Raw genomic sequence first — 20414 nt, 5'->3', positions numbered from 1 at the left:
TCCGGCCGCTTGTGCCGATGACGCATCGCTTTTCGGAAGTGCCTGGCGCGATCAAGCCACCCGGTTCCCGCCGGAAATGAAAAAGGGGCGAGTTGCGCTCGCCCCTTTTGGGAAACACCTTCGACCTTCGGCCGAATTGCCAATCCGATTATTCGAAGCGCCCCGTACGCGCCATTTCCATCAGACGCGCAATGCGTTCCTCAGTGGCCGGGTGCGTCGAGAACAGGTTCGCGATGCCGCCGCCTGCGAGCGGATTCATGATCATCATCTGCGCCGTGGCGGGATGCGCCTCGGCCGTCGGGAACGGGATGCCGTTCGCGTAGCGATGGATCTTGTCCAGTGCCGAGGCGAGCGCCTGCGGATCGCCCGAAATCTGCGCGCCGCCGCGGTCCGCTTCGAACTCACGCGCACGCGAAATCGCCATCTGGATCAGCGCGCCCGCGATCGGCGCAAGCAGCGCGACGGCGATGCCCGCAATCGGATTCGCCGGACGGCCATTCTCGTCGCGGCCGCCGAAGAACATCGCGAAGTTCGCGATTGCCGAAATTGCGCCCGCCATCGTCGCCGAAATCGTCGAGATCAGGATGTCGCGGTGCTTCACGTGCGCCAGCTCATGCGCCATCACGCCGCGCATTTCGCGCTCGGACAGCACGCGCAGAATGCCCGTCGTCGCCGCGACAGCCGCGTGTTCGGGATTGCGCCCCGTTGCGAACGCATTCGGCTGGTCTTCGTCAATCAGATAGACGCGCGGCATGGGCAGATTCGCGCGCGTGGACAGTTCGCGGACCATCCGGTAGAACTGCGGCGCACTCGTCTCGTCGACTTCCTGCGCGTTGTACATGCGCAGAACCATCTTGTCGGAGAACCAGTACGAGAAGAAATTCATCCCGAGCGCGACCAGCAGCGCGAGCATCATGCCGCTCCGTCCACCGATCATGCCGCCGATCACGATGAAGAGTGCCGTGATCGCGGCCATCAGCATCGCGGTTTTCACCCAGTTGAACATATCCAAGACTCCTTGCCCGCCACGCGGTCCCTATTGACGCCGCCTATTCGCGGCGAATGATTGTAAGCGAACTGTTAGATATGGACGAGCGGGAAAAATTCAATCACCGCGTTGCGGAGGCGAGCCTGATGCCCAGTCCAACGAACGCGCTGCCAACCGTGCGATCCAGCCATTTCTTCACGCCCGGCTTGCCGGAGAAGCGGCGCGTGACGCTGCCAGCAATCCACGCGACGAAGCTGTTCCAGGCCATGCTCATCACGACGAACACGACGCCGAGCGTCAGAAACGCGACCGTCTTGTTGCTGCTGTCGGCGGACACGAACTGCGGAAAGAAGGACACGAAGAACAGCACGACCTTCGGATTCAGCACGTTGGTCCAAAAGCCTTGCAGGAAAAGCTGGCGCAGGGATTTCGGCGCACCCGTCGAACGCGCGTCTCCCGCGGCTTCGCCGGATTCCGGCTTGGTCAGGATGAGACGCACGCCGAGATAAACCAGATAAATCGCGCCGACGAACTTGATCACGGTGAACGCCGTAGCCGACGCGGCCAGCAGCGCCGTCAGCCCGAACGCGCAAGCGAGCGAGTGCACGCAGCATCCCGCCGATATGCCCAGCGCCGACATCAGCCCCGCGCCGCGCCCTTGGGCGACGCTGCGGCCGACGATGTAAGCGGTGTCGGGTCCGGGCGTGACATTGAGCAGAAAGACCGCGACGACGAAAAACTCGAAATGGGTGATGCCGAACATGTGAATCCTCTTCAGGCAAGTTGCACCGAAGATTCTAACGCGCCGCGCGAACGCGGCGCGCCCTGGCCGAACGGCATATGGTGCAACGTCGCGGGTGACGTTATTGTGGCTGCGCGAGTTCGAAACGCTGGCCTGCAGCGAGGGTCGAGCCGGCCAGAAAATCGCGCACGGGCAGGCGCTTGCCGCCGGGCTTCTGGAGTTGCGTGATACGCAACGCGCCTTCGCCGCACGCCACGACTACGCCTTCGGGCGAGACATCGACGATCGTGCCCGGTTCGGCCTTGCTCGGAGCATCGATCGCGGCAGCGGACCAGATCTTGAGCACAGCGCCGTCGAGCGTCGCGGCGCCGCCGGGAAACGGGTCGAACGCGCGAACCTGGCGCGCCAGTTCCGCTGCCGGCCGTCGCCAGTCGAGCGCCGCTTGGTGCTTGCCGATCTTTTCGGCGTACGTCGCGCCCTCGGCAGGCTGCGGAGTCGACGCGAGCTTGCCGCTGCGTTCGAGTTCGATCAGCGCGTCGACGATCAGCTTCGCGCCCGCTTCGGCGAGACGGTCGTGAAGCGTCGCCGTCGTATCGGTGCCCGCGATTGGCGTGCGGGCCTCTGAAATCATCGCGCCAGTGTCGAGGCCCGCGTCCATCTGCATCAGCGTGATGCCCGTCTCGGCGTCGCCGGCTTCGATTGCGCGATGAATGGGCGCGGCGCCGCGCCAGCGCGGCAGCAGCGACGCGTGAATGTTGATGCAGCCGTGCGGCGCGATGTCGAGCACTTCCTGCGGCAGCAGCAGGCCGTAGGCGGCGACCACCATCACGTCGTGCGGCGTGGCGCGCAACTGATCGATGGCAGCCGTGGCTTCCGCCGGAAACTTGCCGTTACGGCGCAACGAAGGAGGCTGCGCGACCTCGATCCCATGGTCCTGTGCATAACGCTTGACGGGGCTTGCCTGCAGCTTCATGCCCCGGCCTGCCGGGCGGTCCGGCTGGGTAAGCACGAGCGGCACCGGGAAGCCCGCCTCATGGATCGCGGCAAGCGCCGCGGCGGCGAACTCCGGCGTACCGGCAAAAATAACGCGCAACGTATGACTCATGTGCTGATGACCGTCCGAAAGCGTCACATCGCGTGCGCGAGCTTTTTCATCTTGCTCTTGATGCGCGTCTGCTTGAGCGGCGACAGATATTCGACGAACACCTTGCCCATCAGGTGATCCATTTCGTGCTGGATGCAGACGGCGAGCAGCCCGTCGCAATCCAGTTCGTAGGTTTCGCCCTTCTCGTTCAGCGCGCGGACGCGCACCTTCTCGGCACGCTCGACGTTGTCGTAGATGCCCGGTACCGAAAGGCAGCCTTCCTCGTGGATCTTCCGCTCGTCGCTCGACCAGATGATTTCCGGGTTGATGAACGCGCGCAGTTCTTCGTGCGTATCGGACACGTCGATCACGATCACGCGTTCGTGCACGTCGACCTGAGTCGCCGCGAGGCCAACGCCGGGCGCCGCGTACATCGTCTCGGCCATGTCGGCGACGAGCTTGCGGATACGGTCATCGACCTTCTCGACCGGCTTCGCGACCTTGTGCAGCCGTTTGTCCGGGTAATTGAGGATGTTGAGTAAAGCCATAGTCCTGAAATTGATTGAGCGCCGACGCGGTTGAAAAATCGCGCGATTGGCCATTCGGCCAGGTTGTTCGCCAGTCGCGACACGCACAGGATAGATAGCGACCGAACCGCGTTGATTCAACGCCTGTTCGACGCTCATGCGCATGTCGCCGGGCTCGCGCTGAACGCGGCGCAGCAGGGGTTTCGGTTATTTCGGATGATGAAAATTTTAGCATGGCGACTGAAAGACCGTTTGCCATGCGCGAGGACGCCAGCCATGCAGCCCCTTCCCCTGACAGACTCAGAACTCACCGCCTGGTTGCGGCTTGCCGCGGCGCCCGGCCTGAATCCGGCCGCCCTGCGCCGCCTCCTGTCGGTCTTCGGCCTGCCTGAAGCGGTGCTGTTGCAGACTTTCGCAGCACTCGCCGAGGCCACCGACGAAGCCATAGCCCGCGCCGCGCTCGCGCCGCCGTCGGCGGACTTTCCCGCACAACTCGACGCAGTGCGCGCCTGGCGCGCGCTGCCGGGCAATGCGCTGGTCACGCTCGACGATCCTGTCTATCCGCCTTCGTTGCTGACCATGCCCGATCCGCCGCCGCTGCTATATGTAAAAGGCCGGATCGAGTTGCTGCATGCGCGCAGTGTCGCGGTAGTCGGCAGCCGCAGTGCGACGCCGCAGGGACTCGAAGACGCGTCGCGCTTCGCACGCGCCTTCTCGGACGCCGGCGTGACTGTGGTGTCGGGGCTCGCGGCGGGGGTCGATGGCGCGGCGCATCGCGGGGCGCTTCAGGCGCGCGGCAGCACGGTCGCCGTGATCGGCACAGGCGCGGACGTCGTCTACCCGGCCTCTCATCACGCGCTCGCACACCAGATTGCCGACCACGGCGCGATCCTATCGGAATGGCCGCTCGGTACGCCGGCACGGTCGGCGAATTTCCCTCAGCGCAACCGGCTGATCGCGGGGATCGTGCGCGGCGTACTGATCGTCGAGGCGGCGATGCGCTCTGGCTCGCTGATCACAGCGCGTCTCGCCAATGAAATGGGCCGCGACGTCTTTGCGATTCCCGGTTCGATCCACGCGCCGCTGGCGCGCGGCTGTCACCGGATGATCAAGCAGGGCGCGAAACTCGTCGAAACGCCCGAAGACGTGCTCGAAGAACTGGGATTCGCCGCGCCGCCGCCAGAGCCGGCGCCCGCGCCGAAGCTGCGAGTCGTTCCACAGCCGCTTCGAACGGATACCGGTTCGCGGGCGGAAGCTCCCCCGGGTTCGACGGCCGATGCGAGACGCCTGCTCGACGCACTCGGTCATTCGCCCGCCACGCTTGAAATCCTCGCCGAACGCACCGACATGGACGACACCCTGCTGCAAAGCACGCTGCTGCGGCTCGAACTGGCTGGCGAACTCTGTGCGCTACCCGGCGGCCGGTACGTTCGCGCGGTGCGCAGCGCCTGACGCGACGTGCTACATTCGCGCCAAATAACCTATGCAATACCGAAGGAAGCCGCCATGCCCGCGCTGAACCTGGACACCGACTCGAAACGGATCGCCGAGCTCGTCAGCAATAGCGAGACGCTTTTCGTTGCGTGTCTGTGCGCGGAATGGTGCGGAACCTGCCGCGAATACCGCGCCGCGTTCGATGCGCTGGCGGACCGACATCCTGACATCTGCTTCGCGTGGGTCGATATCGAGACGCACGCAGATCGCTTCGACGATCTTGATGTTGAGAATTTCCCCACCATTCTTATAGAAGACGGCGTTACCACGCGCTTCTTCGGAACGGTTCTGCCGCAAGCGTCGATCGTCGAACGGATGTTGATCGATCTGACGGCCGTGCCCGGCATCAAAGGGGCGCCAAAAATGCGGCCGGCGCTGCTCGAAGCCTGAGCGGCGACCCTCGTTTCGTCTCATTCGAGGGTTTTCCCGATACCGGCGGCACGCCGCTTGCAAAAATCGTCGCGTGATGTGGGAAAAATGGCCTAAAACAGCTACGAAACCACCCGCGGACCCGCTCGTCACACGCTTGCCCAACCGATCTGCGCGCAATTATGATGAGCCGCTTTTTTGGGCCCACCGATTGCCGTTGCAGCGGCGTGTGCTATAAAGCGGTCGTTAATGGGTGCCTAACCCGGGTGGGAAAACCCGAGGTACCGGCCCGAATCCACCAATTTATTTTCAGTCATGTCCAAAGCACTGATCATCGCCGAAAAGCCATCCGTCGCGAACGACATCGCGCGGGCTTTGGGCGGTTTTACCAAGCATGACGAGTACTTCGAAAGCGACGACTTCGTCCTTTCGTCGGCGGTCGGCCATCTGCTGGAGATCGCCGCGCCCGAGGAATATGAGGTCAAACGGGGCAAATGGAGTTTTGCCAATCTCCCCGTTATTCCGCCCCATTTCGACCTGAATCCGATCGCGAAAAGCGAATCGCGGCTGAAGGTGCTGAACAAGCTGATCAAGCGGAAAGACGTCGACCGTCTGATCAACGCATGTGACGCGGGGCGCGAGGGCGAGCTGATTTTCCGTCTGATCGCGCAACACGCAAAGGCTAAACAGCCGGTGCAGCGCCTGTGGCTGCAGTCGATGACGCCCGCCGCGATCCGCGACGGCTTCGCTCAACTGCGCACCGACCACGACATGCAGCCGCTCGCGGATGCCGCACGTTGCCGCTCGGAAGCGGACTGGCTCGTCGGCATCAACGGCACGCGTGCGATGACCGCGTTCAACAGCAAGGGCGGCGGCTTCTTCCTGACCACGGTCGGGCGCGTGCAGACACCGACGCTGTCGATCGTCGTCGAACGCGAAGAAAAGATTCGCCGCTTCATTCCGCGCGATTACTGGGAAGTGAAGGCGGAGTTCGTCTGCGCGGGCGGTTTTTACGAAGGCCGCTGGTACGACCCGAAGTTCAAGAAAGACGAGTTCGATCCGGAAAAGCGCGATTCGCGCCTTTGGAGCCTGCCGGCTGCGGAAACGATCGTCGCGGCCTGTCGCGGTCAGACGGGCACCGTGACGGAAGAATCGAAGCCATCGACGCAGTTGTCGCCCGCGCTGTTCGACCTCACGAGCTTGCAGCGTGAAGCCAACGGCCGTTTCGGCTTTTCGGCGAAGAACACGCTTGGCCTCGCTCAGGCGCTGTACGAAAAGCACAAGGTGCTGACCTATCCGCGTACCGACGCCCGCGCGCTGCCGGAAGACTACCTGGAAACGGTCAAGCACACGATGGAGATGCTCAAGGAGAGCAACAACTATCTGCCGCACGCAAAGCAGGTGCTCGACAAGGGCTGGGTGAAGCCGAACAAGCGCATCTTCGACAACTCGAAGATCAGCGACCACTTTGCAATCATCCCGACGCTGCAGGCTCCGAAGGCGCTGTCCGAGCCCGAGCAGAAGCTGTACGACCTCGTCGTGAAGCGCTTCCTCGCCGTGTTCTTCCCGGCTGCCGAGTACCGCGTGACCACGCGTATCACGGAAGTCGTCGGCCATCATTTCAAGACCGAAGGCAAGGTGCTCGTCGAGCCGGGCTGGCTGCAGGTCTATGGCCGCGAGACGGGCGGCGAAGACGCGAACCTCGTCCCGGTTCAGAAGGACGAGAAGGTCAAGACCGACAAGATCGCGGCGCAGCAACTCGTCACGAAGCCGCCCGCACGCTACAACGAAGCGACGCTGCTCTCGGCGATGGAAGGCGCGGGTAAGCTCGTCGAGGACGACGAACTGCGCGAAGCGATGGCCGCGAAGGGTCTGGGCACGCCAGCGACGCGCGCGGCCATCATCGAAGGTCTGCTCGGTGAAAAGTATCTGGTCCGCGAAGGACGCGAACTGATTCCGACCGCGAAGGCTTTCCAGCTGATGACGCTGCTGCGCGGCCTCGACGTGAAGGAACTCACCGCGCCGGAACTGACGGGCGAATGGGAATACAAGCTGTCGCAGATGGAACGCGGCAAGCTGCCGCGCGACGCGTTCATGCAGGAAATCGCCCGCATGACGCAGACCATCGTCAAGCGCGCGAAGGAATACGATTCCGACACGATTCCCGGCGATTACGCGACGCTGCAGACGCCTTGCCCCAATTGCGGCGGCCAGGTGAAGGAGAACTATCGGCGCTTCGCGTGCACGAAGTGCGAGTTCTCGATCTCGAAGATTCCGGGCGGCCGGCAGTTCGAAATCGAGGAAGTCGAAGAGTTGCTGCAGAAGAAGGAAATCGGTCCGCTGTCGGGTTTCCGCAGCAAGATGGGCCGTCCGTTCTCAGCGATTCTCAAGCTCTCGTTCGACGACGAAACGAAGAACTACAAGCTCGAGTTCGACTTCGGCCAGGATCAGGGCGGCGAAGACGGCGAGGCGCCGGACTTCTCCGAGCAGCAGCCCGTCGGCGCGTGTCCGAAGTGCAGCGGCAAGGTGTTCGAGCACGGCATGAGCTATGTCTGCGAAAACTCTGTCGCGAATCCGAAGACTTGCGACTTCCGTTCGGGCAAGGTGATCCTGCAGCAGGAAATCACGCGCGAACAGATGGCGAAGCTGCTCGAAAACGGACGCACCGACCTGCTGACGAACTTCAAGTCGTCGCGCACGGGCCGTAACTTCAAGGCGTTCCTCGTCAAGCAGAACGACGGCAAGATCGGCTTCGAGTTCGAGAAGAAGGAACCGAAGGAAGGCGCGGCGAAGAAGACGGCAGCGAAGTCCGCTGCAAAGGCAGCGCCTGAGTCGGAGGCCGACGAAGCGGCGAATGAAGCGGCGCCCGCGAAGAAGACCGCCGTGAAAACGGCTGCAGCCAAGAAGGCGCCTGCCAAAAAGGCCGCAGCGAAAACTACGGCTGCGAAATCCGCGGCTCGCAAGACGGGCTCGTAAGCCGCACGCGGCGCCGCGCGCCAACAAAAAGCGCAGTCACTTTTTACGGTGACTGCGCTTTTTTTATCGCTGAAGCGGACGTCGATTGCCTTCCGCGTGTCAGTGCGTCGGCGAAGCGATGCCGCGCGATCGGTTCAACGTGCGCGTCGGCTTGGCTGGAATCTCGCCATCCAGCAGGCTAGATAGCGGCTCAGCGCCGTCGAACGCTTCAGGCGGCATCGACATAGCCGTCGATTCGAGCATCGAAGGCGCGCGCTCTACGCCGTCTTTCACCCACTGTTCGCCGAGCTTGCTGTTCGGCGTCTGGTTGAAGTGCTCGACGAGGTGATCGATGAACGTGCGAACCTTCGCCGGCAGATGTCGGCGGCTCGGGTACGCGATGTTGATCTCGACCTGCGGCAAACGGTAGTCGCTCAACAGACGCACCAGCTTGCCGCGTGTCGTGTCGCGCCCGATCAGATAGCTCGGCAGAATCGCGATGCCCATGCCGAGCAACGCGAACTGGCGCAGCATTTCCGTGTTGTTCGCGACAATCACATTGGTCGGACGCACGCGCACCTCGCCGTCCGGGCCGGTGAACACGCGCTCGTCGCCCCAGTATTCGGACGGCAGCGACAGACACGGATGCTCGAGCAGCTGCTCGGGGCGCGTCGGTGTGCCGTGCTTCTCCAGATACGCAGGCGTCGCGCAGACGGTCATGCAGCCCGTCGTCAGACGGCGCGTGACGATGCTCGCGCTGCGCATATGTCGCGCGATCACGACGCCCACATCGAAGCCTTCTTCGACGAGATCGACCTGCCGGTCGACCAGCGTCACATCGGGAATCACCTTCGGATAGCGCTCGGCGTATGTCTGCAGCACGGGCGCCAGGTTGTGCAGACCGAACACGACGGGTGCGACGATACGTAGCGTCCCAACGGGCTCGTGATTGCGCGCGACAACCATCTGCTCGACGTCCTCAAGCTCGTTGAGAATCTGACGCGCGCGTTCCAGATAAACCTGACCAGACTCGGTCAGCGAAAGACTACGGGTGGTGCGGTTGAGCAGTCGGGTGCCAAGACGGCCTTCCAGATCGGCGACGTGACGTGTGGCAACTGCGTTTGAAATATCCATCGCGCTAGCTGCGCGGGCGAAACTTCCGAGATCCGCCACCTTGACGAAAACTCGCATCGACTGCAAATGATCCATGAACAACTCCTGCCGTAGTACCGCTCCCCTCACGAACAGGAAGCACACTTGGAATTTTCCTACGACTAGGGAAATCCTGCAGAAGTTGCCTAAGATGGCAGAAATTTTATAAAAATCTGAGTCAATATCTTCGGGGACGGAATAACAAAGGGTCGATTGTTCCCATCAACGAAACAATTTGCTGCATTGCGTCGAAAAGCGACAATCAGTTCGAACAGCGAAAGCACCGCGTCGGCGGCGGAATGGGGGTCGAAAGGTGAGGAGAAATTGGCCTGATGAATGGAAAAAGCCGCCCGAAGGCGGCTTCCTCATACGTGAGTGAGCACTCACAAGATCATGCGGCCAGCTTCTTCTCCAGCGCGCTTCGCGCATCTTGCAGTGCGGCAGGCAAGCCTTGCTTCAGCGTGTCGAACAGTTCGCTATGCAGCGCGAGTTCCTTGCGCCACGCGGCATCATCGACGGAAATCACCTGCTCGAACTGCTCACGGGTGAAGTCGAGCCCGCTCCAGTCGATGTCGTCGTAGCGCGGCGACACGCCGAACGCGTGTTCCTCGCCCTGCGCCGTACCTTCGATACGGTCGACCATCCAGCGCAGCACGCGCATGTTTTCGCCGAAACCCGGCCACACGAACTTGCCGTCGTCGCCCTTTCGGAACCAGTTGACGCAGAAGATCTTCGGCGCGCGCACGCTCAGCTGCTCCAGCTTCGCGCCTGTCTTCAGCCAGTGGCCGAAGTAGTCGCTCATGTTGTAGCCGCAGAACGGCAGCATCGCGAACGGATCGCGCCGCACGACGCCCTGCTGGCCAGCCGCCGCCGCCGTCGTTTCGGAGCCCATCGTGGCCGCCATGTAGACGCCCTCGATCCAGTCGCGCGCTTCCGTCACGAGCGGCACGGTGGTCGAGCGGCGGCCGCCGAACACGAACGCGTCGATGGGCACGCCCGCCGGGTTTTCCCAGTCGGCGTCGATCGACGGACATTGCGACGCAGGCGCCGTGAAGCGCGCGTTCGGATGCGCGGCCTTGCGGCCCGTTTCCTTCGCGATTTCAGGCGTCCAGTCCTTGCCCTGCCAGTCGATCAGATGCGCAGGCGGCTCGTCCGTCATGCCTTCCCACCAGACGTCGCCGTCGTCCGTCAGCGCGACGTTCGTGAAGATGACGTTTTCCTTGAGCGTCGCCATCGCGTTGAAGTTGGTCTTCTCGCTCGTGCCGGGCGCGACGCCGAAATAGCCCGCTTCCGGGTTGATCGCGTAGAGACGCCCGTCCTTGCCAGGCTTGATCCACGCGATGTCGTCGCCGATCGTCGTGATCTTCCAGCCGTTCATGCCTTGCGGCGGAATCAGCATCGCGAAATTAGTCTTGCCGCACGCCGACGGGAACGCCGCCGCCACGTGATGCTTCTTGCCTTCCGGCGAGGTCACGCCGAGCACCAGCATATGCTCGGCGAGCCAGCCTTCGTCGCGGCCCATCGTCGACGCGATGCGCAGCGCGAAGCACTTCTTGCCGAGCAGCGCATTGCCGCCGTAGCCCGAGCCGTAGCTCCAGATTTCACGCGCCTCCGGGAAATGGACGATGTACTTCGTGTCGTTGCACGGCCACGCGACGTCCTTCTGCCCGGCCGCGAGCGGCGCGCCGACGGAGTGCACGCACGGCACGAACGCGCCGTCTTCGCCGAGCACGTCGTACACCTTGCGGCCCATGCGCGTCATGATCCGCATGTTCGTGACGACGTACGGGCTGTCGCTCAGCTCGACGCCGATATGCGCGATCGGCGAGCCGAGCGGTCCCATCGAGAACGGCACGACGTACATCGTGCGGCCGCGCATCGCGCCGTCGAACAGACCGTTGAGCGTCGCGCGCATTTCGGCGGGCTCGATCCAGTTGTTAGTCGGGCCGGCGTCTTCGCGGCGCTTCGAACAGATGAACGTGCGATCCTCGACGCGGGCGACGTCGGACGGATCGGAACAGGCGAGATAGGAATTCGGCCGTTTGGCCGGGTTGAGCTTCTTGAGGGTGCCGGCCGCGACCATCTGCGCGGACAGCCGGTCGTATTCCTCCTGCGAACCGTCGCACCAGACGATCCGTTCCGGCTTTGCCAGCGCCGCGACGCGCTGCACCCACTCGATCAGTTTTTGATGTTTGACCCAGGCAGGCGCTTCGAGGGTCGAATGGCCTGCAAATGCGGGATGATTCATCGAGCTGTCTCCGTTTTGGTAGAAGTAGAAAAACGGTGCTAGCCCAGCGACGCTGCGTGCGAGAGGCGACAATCTGCGCGAAAGGATCTCTGACGCGCGATTCTGCAGGTCGTAAGGGCCTTTCCAGCCTGTCGCCGGCACGTTGAAACCGTCTGTAAAGCGGCTTGCGCGGACATGCAACAAACTGTTAAAAACGAGGGAACTTGCCCCGCCGTCATGGCTCCGTCATAGCGGCTCCTTATACGGTAAGGCATTCAAAACAAGCATCATGTGGTCCAGGTCACATGATGGGACACCCGAATCAGACTCTCCGTTCCGCATCCTATGGGTGCGTCGCAAAACATATACGCCATGAAGATTGCCATCCTTGACGACTATCAAGACGCCGTCCGCAAGCTCGACTGTTTCCAATTGCTCGCTGACCACGAGGTCAAGGTTTTCAACAACACCGTTCGCGGACTCGGCCAGCTCGCCAGCCGCCTGTCGGAAGTCGACGCACTCGTCCTGATTCGCGAACGCACCCGCATCAGCTCTCAACTGCTCGACAAGTTGCCGCATCTACGCATGATCAGCCAGACGGGCAAAGCAGGAAGCCATATCGACATGGCTGCCTGCACGGAGCGCGGCATCGCCGTGCTCGAAGGCGTTGGCTCGCCTGTTGCTCCCGCCGAACTGACGTGGGCTCTTATCATGGCCGCGCAACGCCGCATTCCGCAATACGTAGCAAACCTTAAGCAAGGAGCGTGGCAACAATCAGGCCTGAAAACGTCGGCGCTGCCGCCGAACTTCGGCCTTGGTCAGGTGCTGCGCGGCCAGACGCTCGGCATCTGGGGTTACGGGAAGATCGGCCGGATGGTCGCGGGTTACGGCAAGGCGTTCGGCATGAACGTGCTGATCTGGGGCCGCGAGCACACGCGCGAAGCCGCCACCGCCGACGGCTATCAGGTCGCGGAAAGCCGCGAAGCGCTGTTCGAACAAAGCGACGTGCTGTCGCTGCATCTGCGTCTGCACGACGACACACGCGGCATCGTCAAACAGGACGACCTGATGCGCATGAAGCCGACCGCGCTTTTCGTGAACACTAGCCGCGCGGAACTGCTGGAAGAGAATGCGCTGATGGGCGCGCTGTCGCACAACCGGCCGGGCATGGTCGCGATCGACGTCTACGAAAGCGAGCCGATCCTGCAGGGTTACAGCCTGTTGCGGATGGAAAACGTGATCTGCTCGCCGCACATCGGCTACGTCGAGAAGGAAAGCTACGAGCTGTACTTCAGCGCGGCATTCAAGAACATTCTCGCGTTCGATCAGGGCGATACGGTGAGTGTCGCGAATCCGGAAGCGCTGCAGGGCGGGCGACGGAAGTAAGCGCCGGAAATAAGCGCCGAACTCACCGGAAATAATCGAAAGCGGCCCTCAGCGGCCGCTTTTTGTTTAAATGCGCGCTTCAGTCGTGCGCGGCGGCATCGAGCAGTTCAGGCATGCGTTGTAGAAACTGCTCGCCGTCCGTGCGGCCGAGGTTGTACGCGTGCAGCATCTGCGACGGACTCGTGTAATCCCAGCTCGAAATCGGCACCTTGGCCGAGGGCTGCACGTACAGCCGCTGCTGCGCGCCGTGCGGCACGACGAACATCTGCGGACGCGGATAAAGGCGCGTCACCATCACGAGCACCATGCCGGGCGTCGGATCGAGCGCGCCGACGGGCACGTTGTCGACCATCCCGCCATCCAGCACGGGACGTCCATTGCGCCGCAGAACGGGCGTAAACGGCGGCGTACACGACGATTGCAGAATCAGATCCGCGAGTTCCTCGACGCTCGCGCAATCCTGAGCGCGCACGAACTCCGGATGAAAGCCGATCGACTGGCCCAGTGTGGGATGCAGCGTCTTGCGGATGTATTTTTCGATGTTGTACGCGATCAGCCCGGCCGCGACGGCGCTGCGCGCGCCGAGCCAGCGCGGCACATGCGACACGCCAATGCGAATTTCCGGCGCGTCCGCGAGTTGCGCGAACTTCTCGCCGTAGATGTCCAGCAGCGCCTGACGGTAAATCCGGTAGTGCGGAAACACCGATTCGCCGCGCAGCAGGTTGCCCCAGTACGCGTTCTTCGTGTTGTTGCGCAGCGCGTTCTCGTAGTAGCGCATGACCCAGTCGGCGTCGCGCGTGTAGAGCATGCAGGCCGTCGCCGCGCCCGCCGAAATACCCGTGATGACGCGCGGTTTGATCGCCAGTTCCGGCTGGATCACATCCCAGAAACCCGCCTGCCACCAGCAGCGATTGCCGCCGCCGGCGAATACGACCTGATCGAACATCCGTTGCTTCCTTCGATTGCCGCAGCACGCGTCCGCGCTATCGGCGGATGCGCGCTCAGTTGAGCAGCGCGTAAGTGATCGTGGCGTGGACGGCCATCTTGCCGTCTTCGTCGATCAGTTCGACTTCGCCGAACACGAGATTGCGGCCCATGCGCAGCACGCGCGCCGTGATCTGGACGTCGCCTTTGCGGACGGCGCGCATGAAGCTGATGTTCAGCGAGACAGTTGTCATCGGCTTAAAGCCGCCGAGCGCCGCCGAAATGGCGACGACCATCGCCGTATCGGCGGCCGCCATGAAGACCTGGCCGCAGATGACGCCGCCGCTGTGACGCAGTTCGCCCGAAAACGGCAGGCGCAGCGTCGCGCTTTCATCGTCGACCTTGACGGGCGTGAGGGACAGCGCTCGCACCCACGGCGCGAGCACACGGTCGAGCAGTTCCCGGACTTCGTTGTCGTCCATCGTGATTTTCCGTTGGAGCCGCGCGGAAGGCCGCTCGGCGTGATGTCGCGACATCATACCGGGACGAACGCGCGTGCGCTTCGTTGGTGCTTTCGGCTGCTTTCCGCGCCTGGCTTTGACTTCGTACCGACGCGCTTTCGCGATCTTTTTTAAGAATTTTGCGAGAAGGTATTGCCAAGCAAGAAAAACTCCTGCATACTTTCGCTTCTGTTGGGGGCGTTAGCTCAGTTGGTAGAGCAGCGGACTCTTAATCCGTAGGTCGAGTGTTCGAGTCACTCACGCCCCACCAAGAATTTGAAAGGCCGGTTAGCGAAAGCTAACCGGCCTTTTTCATTTCCGCCCCACCCAAGCCCGTTCAATTCCCCGGCACCGCCGCATCCGAAGCCGCCTTCGCCATCTTGTTCGCGCTGTCGGCTTTGGCCTGCGCCTGCTTCTTCAGATACGCAACCGTACCTTCGAACGCCGGACTGACTTCGGGATACGACGCATCGGTGATGTAGTTCAAGCCGTTCTGCTGGGCCTCGATCAATTCCTGATAAACCTGCGCGCGCGTCTTGCCTTGCGCGAAAACATTCGTCGAACCGAGAACAGCGACGGATACGGCCAACAGGGCGAGCATCTTCATTTCCAACTCCTTTGAAAACGTGCGGTACGCACCATGACGAACCACGCGACGCCGCGATCTATTCCCAACCGTCCACAAAAATACGGATCGCTAACTAAAAGAAGCAAAAACAAAAACGGCCGCATCCGAAGATGCAGCCGTCAATGCAAAACCCAAAGCTAAAAACCTGGCGAAGATCAACCCGGCGTCGCCGCCGTCAACTGCGCATACACATCATGCGCGATCTGCAGCATCACCTTTCGATCGATACCGCCCGACACCGCATAGCCGAAATCGCCGTCGACCCAATAGAACACGTTCACGGGCCCTTCCTGATACAGCTTGAACGCCGTCGTATTCGCACTAGCCTTGCGATGAGAAATGCACAGCGTCACGCGCTCGCCCTTCGCGTTGTGATACATGAACTGCGCAACAGGCCCGTCGTCGCCGGGCAGCACGCGGCCGCCCGCAAGCTCGAAGCCGTTCTTCGTGAGCATCGGCGGATGCACATCGGTGCCGAGCTTGTTCGCCAGATACTGCACGAACTCCTGCTCGTGATCCTCGCCGATCTGCGAAGGCCGATCGACAGCGGGCATGTACACGACATGCGCCAGCGCCGCCTTCTGCGCGAAGACTTCCGAAGCATCGGCGCTCACCGGCCGCGTGTTCGATGTCGTCGACGAGGCGCCCATCCACGGCGCAGCCACGTCCTTGCCCATGTTCGTGCCGACGCCAATACCGATACCCAGCACCAGCGCCGCGGCCATGCCCGCGAACTGCGGCCAGTTCGCCGCGCTCATCCAGCGACGCTTCTCCGGCACACGCAAACGCGCCGGCACCGGCTCGTTCAGCACGCGGTCGTAGCGCTCGTGGAACATGTTGTTCAGCGAGAAGTAATCGCTGATACGTTCGGCCAGCGCGGGATTCAGTTCGATCGCGCGCTCCACCTGTTCACGTCGTTCGTCGGACAGCGTGCCGTCCACGTACGCATGAATTTCCTCTTCGCTGACGGGAGTCTGTTGATCGCTCATCGCACCACCTTCAGTTTCGCGCCGGGCTGTGCGCCCGCCATCAACGCGCGCAAACGCTCGCGTCCACGCGAGAGCCTCGACATCACCGTACCGACGGGAATGTCGAGCGCAATCGCCACTTCGGCGTAACTCATTTCTTCGAGCCCGACGAGCAGCACGACTTCGCGCTGATCGGCGGGCAAACGCTGCAATGCAAAGTCGAGATCGCGCACTTCGAGCGAACGCGTCTGCTCGCCCGACACCGCAAATTCGCTCTCGACGATGCTCTCGTCATCCACCGACACGTGCACCGCGCGCGACGACGACTTGCGCACCTGATTGACGAACACGTTGTGCATGATCGTGAAGAGCCATGCGCGCAGATCGCTCCCTGCTTCGAACATTTTCGTGCGCGTCAGCGCGCGCTCGAGCGTGTCCTGCACGAGGTCGTCCGCGAGATCGCGATTGCTGATCAGCGCCCGCGCGTAGCGGCGCAATCGCGGAACGTGATCCATCAACTCGTTTCGGATGTCCATTTACTCTACCCATCGAATATCGCTCGGCACGCCAAGCCGCCGCGCGCGTCGCCTCTTGAAGCAGAGAACACAACCTAAAGCATTTTATTCCGGCTGTTTTTCAGTAGCTCGACAAAGGCGCGCAATTTCGCAAAACGAGCGGCTTCGTCAGCGGATCGTCAGTGCGTCTGCTGCGCGCATCAGCCCGTGCGTCGTGGCACGGCCCGCGATCACGTACCGCCTGCCGTTCACGGTCCACGACAGCAGCCGCACATTGCCGATCCGCTGCGCCGACCAGTGCAGCTGATCCGTCGAGAACGGCGCTGAGGCCGAAAGCAGGACGACAGGCTCGCCGTCGGCGTTCCGGTAATCGAGTATGTCGATGCTCGCGAGCGCGTTCGGATGGCGCGTTTTTGCCGCCACCAGCTTTAATCCCAAAGGCGCGAGGTCGACGGCATGCGGATCGTTGCGCATGGCGGCCGGCACATCTGCGACCGGCTGGCCGCCGTCTCGCATCAACGCCATGACAGCCGCAGCATCGAGCATTTCCGGCGAAACGCGCGACGCAACGAGCCAACCGCTCGCCGCCAATATCGCCACCGCGACGCCGAGCAGTACGAAGCCCACGCGCCGCATCGAAAACCGGCGCATCGTCGCGCGCAAATCGACGCCGCGTCCGCGCCCGGCGCGCGGTGCGTGAACCCGCTGCGGAAATGCGCCTTCGAACACGCTGCGCATCTGCATGTTCAGCTGTCGATAGAACGCGATCCGGTCGGCTTCGCCCGGACGCGAACCGAGATACTTCCGCACGCGCGCCGCCCGTTCCGGCGACAGGTTGCCATCGGCGAATGCCTGCATGTCCGCTTCGGTCAGCGGCTTGTCGGTCGGTCGATGGGTGCGGGACATGATGGTTCGGGCGTGCAAATATCGGGCTCTTGCTGCGCTAACAGGAGCATTGCAGGCTTTATTCCATCGGCTTTCGGTAATTCATTCGTCAGACGTTAAGCAAAACTTTGCGCAAAAAGAAACGCGCCGCATGGCGGAAACCATGCGGCGCGTTGTGTAGCGCGACCAACGAAATTATTTCGCCGATACGTCGATATTGCCGAAGTACTTTTCCGCGAGCGTCTTCACGGTGCCGTCCGACTGCACCTTCGCGATCGCCGCATTCAACTGGTTGCGCAGCGCGGTATCGCCCTTGCGAATACCGAACGCGATGCCGCTACCGAGAATCTTGTCGTCGCGAACCGGCTGGCCGACGAACGCGAAGTCCTTGCCGTCTGTACGCGACAGGAAGCCCGTCTGTCCTGCCGGCGCGAGTACAAGTGTGGCATCGAGGCGGCCGGCGACGAGATCGGTATAGACCTGATTCTGGTCCTGATATGGCACGACCGTGACGCCCGCGTTTTCCCAATGCGCCTTCGCAAACGTCTCCTGGATCGACGCCTGCAACACGCCGACGCGCTTGCCCTTCAGCGATTCGGGCGTAGGCTGCAGTCCGCTGTCCTTGCGCGCGATCAGTTGCGTCGGCACGCGGTAGATCACGTTGGTGAAGTCGATTGCCTGACGGCGCTTTTCCGTGGCGTTCATCGCCGAGTTGATCGCGTCGAACTTGCGGCCCTGCAATGCCGGAATCAGGCCGTCGAACGACGTTTCAACCCAGCTGCATTTCAGGTTCGCGGTCTTGCAGACGGCGTTGCCGACGTCGATATCGAAGCCCTGCAGCTCACCGTTCGAGCCCTTCGATTCGAACGGCGGATATTGCGCCTCGAGCCCATAGCGCAGCGTCGTGGCATCGGCGGCCATGGCCGATGTCGTCGCCACCGAGGCGAACGCGCATGCCAGCATCAGCAGATTCTTCATTAGCTTCATCTCGATCTCCTTCCCCTTGTGTTCAATGCGGTTCAACGCACGTCAGACGGCGTAGCGATGCGCCGATGCGTGAGCACCGGCAGACGATTGCGCGCTTCGTCGAGCGCGCTTTGTGTGAGTGTCGCGAGCGCGATGCCGGGCTCGTCGTCGTGCCGCGCGAGCACTTCGCCCCACGGCCCGACGATCATACTGTGTCCAAAAGTCCGCCAGCCATTCGAATGCGTGCCGCATTGACCGGACGCCAGCACGAACGCCTGGTTTTCGACGGCGCGCGCACGCAGCAGCAGTTCCCAATGCGCGAGGCCCGTGGTGTGCGTGAACGCGGCGGGCACGGCGATCACATCGGCATCCGGTCCCGCGCGATACAGCTCGGGAAAGCGCAGGTCGTAGCAGACCGACAGCCGCAACGTGCCGAACGGCCCTTGCGCCGTGCCGATGCTGTCGCCGCCGACCATCGTGTCGCCTTCGGCATGCTGCTCCGCGCCCTGGTTGAAGCTGAACAGATGGATCTTGTCGTAGCGCGTCGAGCATTGTCCCGACGGATCGAACACGAGCGACGTGTTGTACGCGTGCGTGCCGACCTGCGGCCCATGCGACGGACGCATCGGCACCGTGCCGCCGATCAGCCACGCGCCCGTTTCGCGCGCGAGTTCCGCGAGCGCTTGCTGAATCGGGCCGTCGCCGAATGTTTCGGCGAGCGCGACGCGCTGCATTTCGTCGTCGCCGATCCAGCAGAAGTATTCGGGCAGGCAGATCAGCGTCGCGCCTTCACGCGCGGCCTGATGCACCCAGCGGCGCGCTTCGCCGAGGTTCTGCTGCACATCGGCGCTGCTGCTCATCTGCACGACGGCTGCGTTGATCGATTGCTGCATCATCGCGTGGTCCTCGCTCAGATGGAACGCAGACGGCGCGCGCCTTCGATCAGCGTCGCGTCGTCCTTCGAAAAGCTCAGGCGAATCACGCCGGAATCCGTGCCGTCCGTATAGAACGCGGACAGCGGAATGGTCGCGACCTTCGCATCGCGGATCAGACGCAGCACGAAGTCGCTGTCGCGTTCATCCGAAAAGCCGCGATAACGCGCGAGCATGAAGAAGCTGCCTTCGCTCGGCAACAGCTCGAAGCGCGACTCGCGCAGTTCTCGCGCGAGCAGATCGCGTTTCTTCTGATAGAAGTCGGACAGGCCCAGATAGCTTTGCGGATTCGACAGTGCCTCGACGAACGCATATTGCATCGGCGTGTCGGCGGAGAAGACCATGAACTGATGGACCTTGCGGATTTCGTCCATCAGCGCGGCGGGTGCGAGGCAATAGCCGACGCGCCAGCCCGTCACGTGATACGACTTGCCGAACGACGACACGATCACGCTGCGCTCCGCCAGCTCGCGATGACACGCCATGCTGTGATGCTTCGCGCCGTCGAACACGACGTGTTCGTACACTTCGTCGGACAGAATCACGATGTCCGTGTTGCGCGTGACAGCCTTCAGACGTTCGATATCGGCGTCGCTGAAAATCGTCGCGGTCGGATTGTGCGGCGTGTTGACGATGATCAGGCGCGTCTTCGGCGTGATCGCGGCCGACACTTCGTCCCAGTTCACGCGGAAGCCGGGCGCGGACAGCTTGATGGGAATCGGCTTCGCGCCCTGCAGACGCACGATGGGTGCGTAGCTGTCGAACGACGGCTCGAAGTAGATCACCTCGTCGCCGGGATGCACGAGCGCGCTGATCGTCGAATAGAGGCCTTCGCTCGCGCTCGCGATCACAGTCACTTCCGTCGACGGATCGTAGTGCACGCCGTACAGCGTTTCGACCTTCGCGGCGAGCGCCGAGCGCAACGCGCCGATGCCCGCCATCGGCGCGTACTGGTTGTGTCCCGCGCGCATCGCCTTGGCCACGCCGTCGACAAGCGCTTCGTCGGGCGCGAAGTTCGGCGCACCCTGCGACAGGTTCAACGCGTTATGTTCGGCGGCCAGCTGGCCGATCACCGTGAAAATGGTCGTGCCGACGTCCGGCAACTTCGAGCGTGCTTGCAAAGCGCTCTGCATGAGATTTCCTCCTTCTCGCTGCAAATCGGCGGGCCGCGC

The 20414-nt window shown here is 62.5% G+C and carries 19 protein-coding genes and 1 tRNA gene; 5 read left to right on the top strand and 15 right to left on the bottom strand.

Annotation, left to right across the window (positions count from 1 at the left end; genetic code table 11):
• Positions 1 to 148: 148 nt before the first annotated feature.
• The 4 genes from htpX to def all read right to left on the bottom strand — a co-directional run bounded on the left by htpX (position 149) and on the right by def (position 3362).
• Positions 149 to 1006 carry a zinc metalloprotease HtpX gene (gene htpX / locus QEN71_RS00170; RefSeq protein ID WP_201648739.1) on the bottom strand — a complete coding sequence of 286 codons (858 nt, stop codon included), beginning with the start codon at positions 1004 to 1006 and terminating at the stop codon, positions 149 to 151.
• Positions 1007 to 1109: 103 nt separating this feature from the next.
• Positions 1110 to 1751, bottom strand: coding sequence for a LysE family translocator (locus tag QEN71_RS00165; protein WP_201648740.1), 642 nt, complete (start codon positions 1749 to 1751; stop codon positions 1110 to 1112).
• A 100-nt stretch (positions 1752 to 1851) separates the two neighbouring features.
• Positions 1852 to 2835, bottom strand: coding sequence for a methionyl-tRNA formyltransferase (gene fmt / locus QEN71_RS00160; RefSeq protein WP_201648741.1), 984 nt, complete (start codon positions 2833 to 2835; stop codon positions 1852 to 1854).
• 23 nt (positions 2836 to 2858) lie between these two features.
• Positions 2859 to 3362, bottom strand: coding sequence for a peptide deformylase (gene def, locus QEN71_RS00155; RefSeq protein ID WP_201648742.1), 504 nt, complete (start codon positions 3360 to 3362; stop codon positions 2859 to 2861).
• 255 nt (positions 3363 to 3617) lie between these two features.
• On the opposite strand from def, the gene dprA reads away from it, so the two are divergent.
• From dprA to QEN71_RS00140, 3 genes are all read left to right on the top strand, one after another.
• Positions 3618 to 4793 carry a DNA-processing protein DprA gene (gene dprA, locus QEN71_RS00150; protein WP_201648997.1) on the top strand — a complete coding sequence of 392 codons (1176 nt, stop codon included), beginning with the start codon at positions 3618 to 3620 and terminating at the stop codon, positions 4791 to 4793.
• 54 nt (positions 4794 to 4847) lie between these two features.
• Positions 4848 to 5225, top strand: a complete 378-nt coding sequence (locus QEN71_RS00145; RefSeq protein ID WP_201648743.1) for a thioredoxin family protein — start codon at positions 4848 to 4850, stop codon at positions 5223 to 5225.
• Positions 5226 to 5519: 294 nt separating this feature from the next.
• Positions 5520 to 8180, top strand: coding sequence for a DNA topoisomerase III (locus QEN71_RS00140; RefSeq protein WP_201648744.1), 2661 nt, complete (start codon positions 5520 to 5522; stop codon positions 8178 to 8180).
• 99 nt (positions 8181 to 8279) lie between these two features.
• Here QEN71_RS00140 and QEN71_RS00135 read toward each other — a convergent pair whose 3' ends face one another.
• Positions 8280 to 9368 (bottom strand): LysR family transcriptional regulator, encoded by a 1089-nt coding sequence (locus QEN71_RS00135; RefSeq protein WP_201648745.1) that lies wholly within the window; start codon positions 9366 to 9368, stop codon positions 8280 to 8282.
• Between the two features lie 334 nt (positions 9369 to 9702).
• Complete coding sequence (locus QEN71_RS00130; RefSeq protein WP_201648746.1) at positions 9703 to 11559, bottom strand: phosphoenolpyruvate carboxykinase (GTP); 1857 nt, start codon at positions 11557 to 11559, stop codon at positions 9703 to 9705.
• A 351-nt stretch (positions 11560 to 11910) separates the two neighbouring features.
• Between QEN71_RS00130 and QEN71_RS00125 the strand changes: the two genes are divergently transcribed.
• The gene (locus QEN71_RS00125) at positions 11911 to 12924 is read left to right on the top strand and encodes a D-2-hydroxyacid dehydrogenase family protein (protein ID WP_201648747.1); all 1014 of its coding nucleotides are present in this window, start codon (positions 11911 to 11913) and stop codon (positions 12922 to 12924) included.
• A gap of 79 nt (positions 12925 to 13003) precedes the next feature.
• Here QEN71_RS00125 and QEN71_RS00120 read toward each other — a convergent pair whose 3' ends face one another.
• Entirely contained in the window at positions 13004 to 13870 is an 867-nt protein-coding gene (locus tag QEN71_RS00120; RefSeq protein WP_201648748.1) for a patatin-like phospholipase family protein, read from the bottom strand.
• A 55-nt stretch (positions 13871 to 13925) separates the two neighbouring features.
• Positions 13926 to 14330, bottom strand: a complete 405-nt coding sequence (locus tag QEN71_RS00115) for a PaaI family thioesterase (protein WP_201648749.1) — start codon at positions 14328 to 14330, stop codon at positions 13926 to 13928.
• Between the two features lie 213 nt (positions 14331 to 14543).
• Here QEN71_RS00115 and QEN71_RS00110 point away from each other — a divergent pair.
• A tRNA-Lys gene (locus tag QEN71_RS00110) sits at positions 14544 to 14619 on the top strand.
• Positions 14620 to 14685: 66 nt separating this feature from the next.
• Here the strand turns inward: QEN71_RS00110 and QEN71_RS00105 are convergent.
• From QEN71_RS00105 to QEN71_RS00075, 7 genes are all read right to left on the bottom strand, one after another.
• Complete coding sequence (locus QEN71_RS00105; RefSeq protein ID WP_201648750.1) at positions 14686 to 14955, bottom strand: DUF4148 domain-containing protein; 270 nt, start codon at positions 14953 to 14955, stop codon at positions 14686 to 14688.
• A 176-nt stretch (positions 14956 to 15131) separates the two neighbouring features.
• Complete coding sequence (locus QEN71_RS00100; protein ID WP_201648751.1) at positions 15132 to 15965, bottom strand: anti-sigma factor family protein; 834 nt, start codon at positions 15963 to 15965, stop codon at positions 15132 to 15134.
• The gene (locus QEN71_RS00095) at positions 15962 to 16480 is read right to left on the bottom strand and encodes an RNA polymerase sigma factor (protein ID WP_201648752.1); all 519 of its coding nucleotides are present in this window, start codon (positions 16478 to 16480) and stop codon (positions 15962 to 15964) included. Before QEN71_RS00095 ends, QEN71_RS00100 begins: the two co-directional genes overlap by 4 nt.
• Positions 16481 to 16627: 147 nt before the next feature.
• Positions 16628 to 17365, bottom strand: coding sequence for an anti-sigma factor family protein (locus QEN71_RS00090; RefSeq protein ID WP_201648753.1), 738 nt, complete (start codon positions 17363 to 17365; stop codon positions 16628 to 16630).
• A 174-nt stretch (positions 17366 to 17539) separates the two neighbouring features.
• Entirely contained in the window at positions 17540 to 18331 is a 792-nt protein-coding gene (locus QEN71_RS00085; protein WP_201648754.1) for an ABC transporter substrate-binding protein, read from the bottom strand.
• A gap of 32 nt (positions 18332 to 18363) precedes the next feature.
• Positions 18364 to 19206 carry a carbon-nitrogen hydrolase family protein gene (locus QEN71_RS00080; protein ID WP_201648755.1) on the bottom strand — a complete coding sequence of 281 codons (843 nt, stop codon included), beginning with the start codon at positions 19204 to 19206 and terminating at the stop codon, positions 18364 to 18366.
• A gap of 14 nt (positions 19207 to 19220) precedes the next feature.
• Positions 19221 to 20375 (bottom strand): pyridoxal phosphate-dependent aminotransferase, encoded by a 1155-nt coding sequence (locus tag QEN71_RS00075; protein WP_201648756.1) that lies wholly within the window; start codon positions 20373 to 20375, stop codon positions 19221 to 19223.
• Positions 20376 to 20414: the final 39 nt, after the last annotated feature.

The organism is Paraburkholderia sabiae (assembly GCF_030412785.1).
Classification (GTDB): Bacteria; Pseudomonadota; Gammaproteobacteria; order Burkholderiales; family Burkholderiaceae; genus Paraburkholderia; species Paraburkholderia sabiae.
Note: the sequence above shows the minus strand (reverse complement) of the source record. Positions and strands in the feature narration are given on the sequence as shown.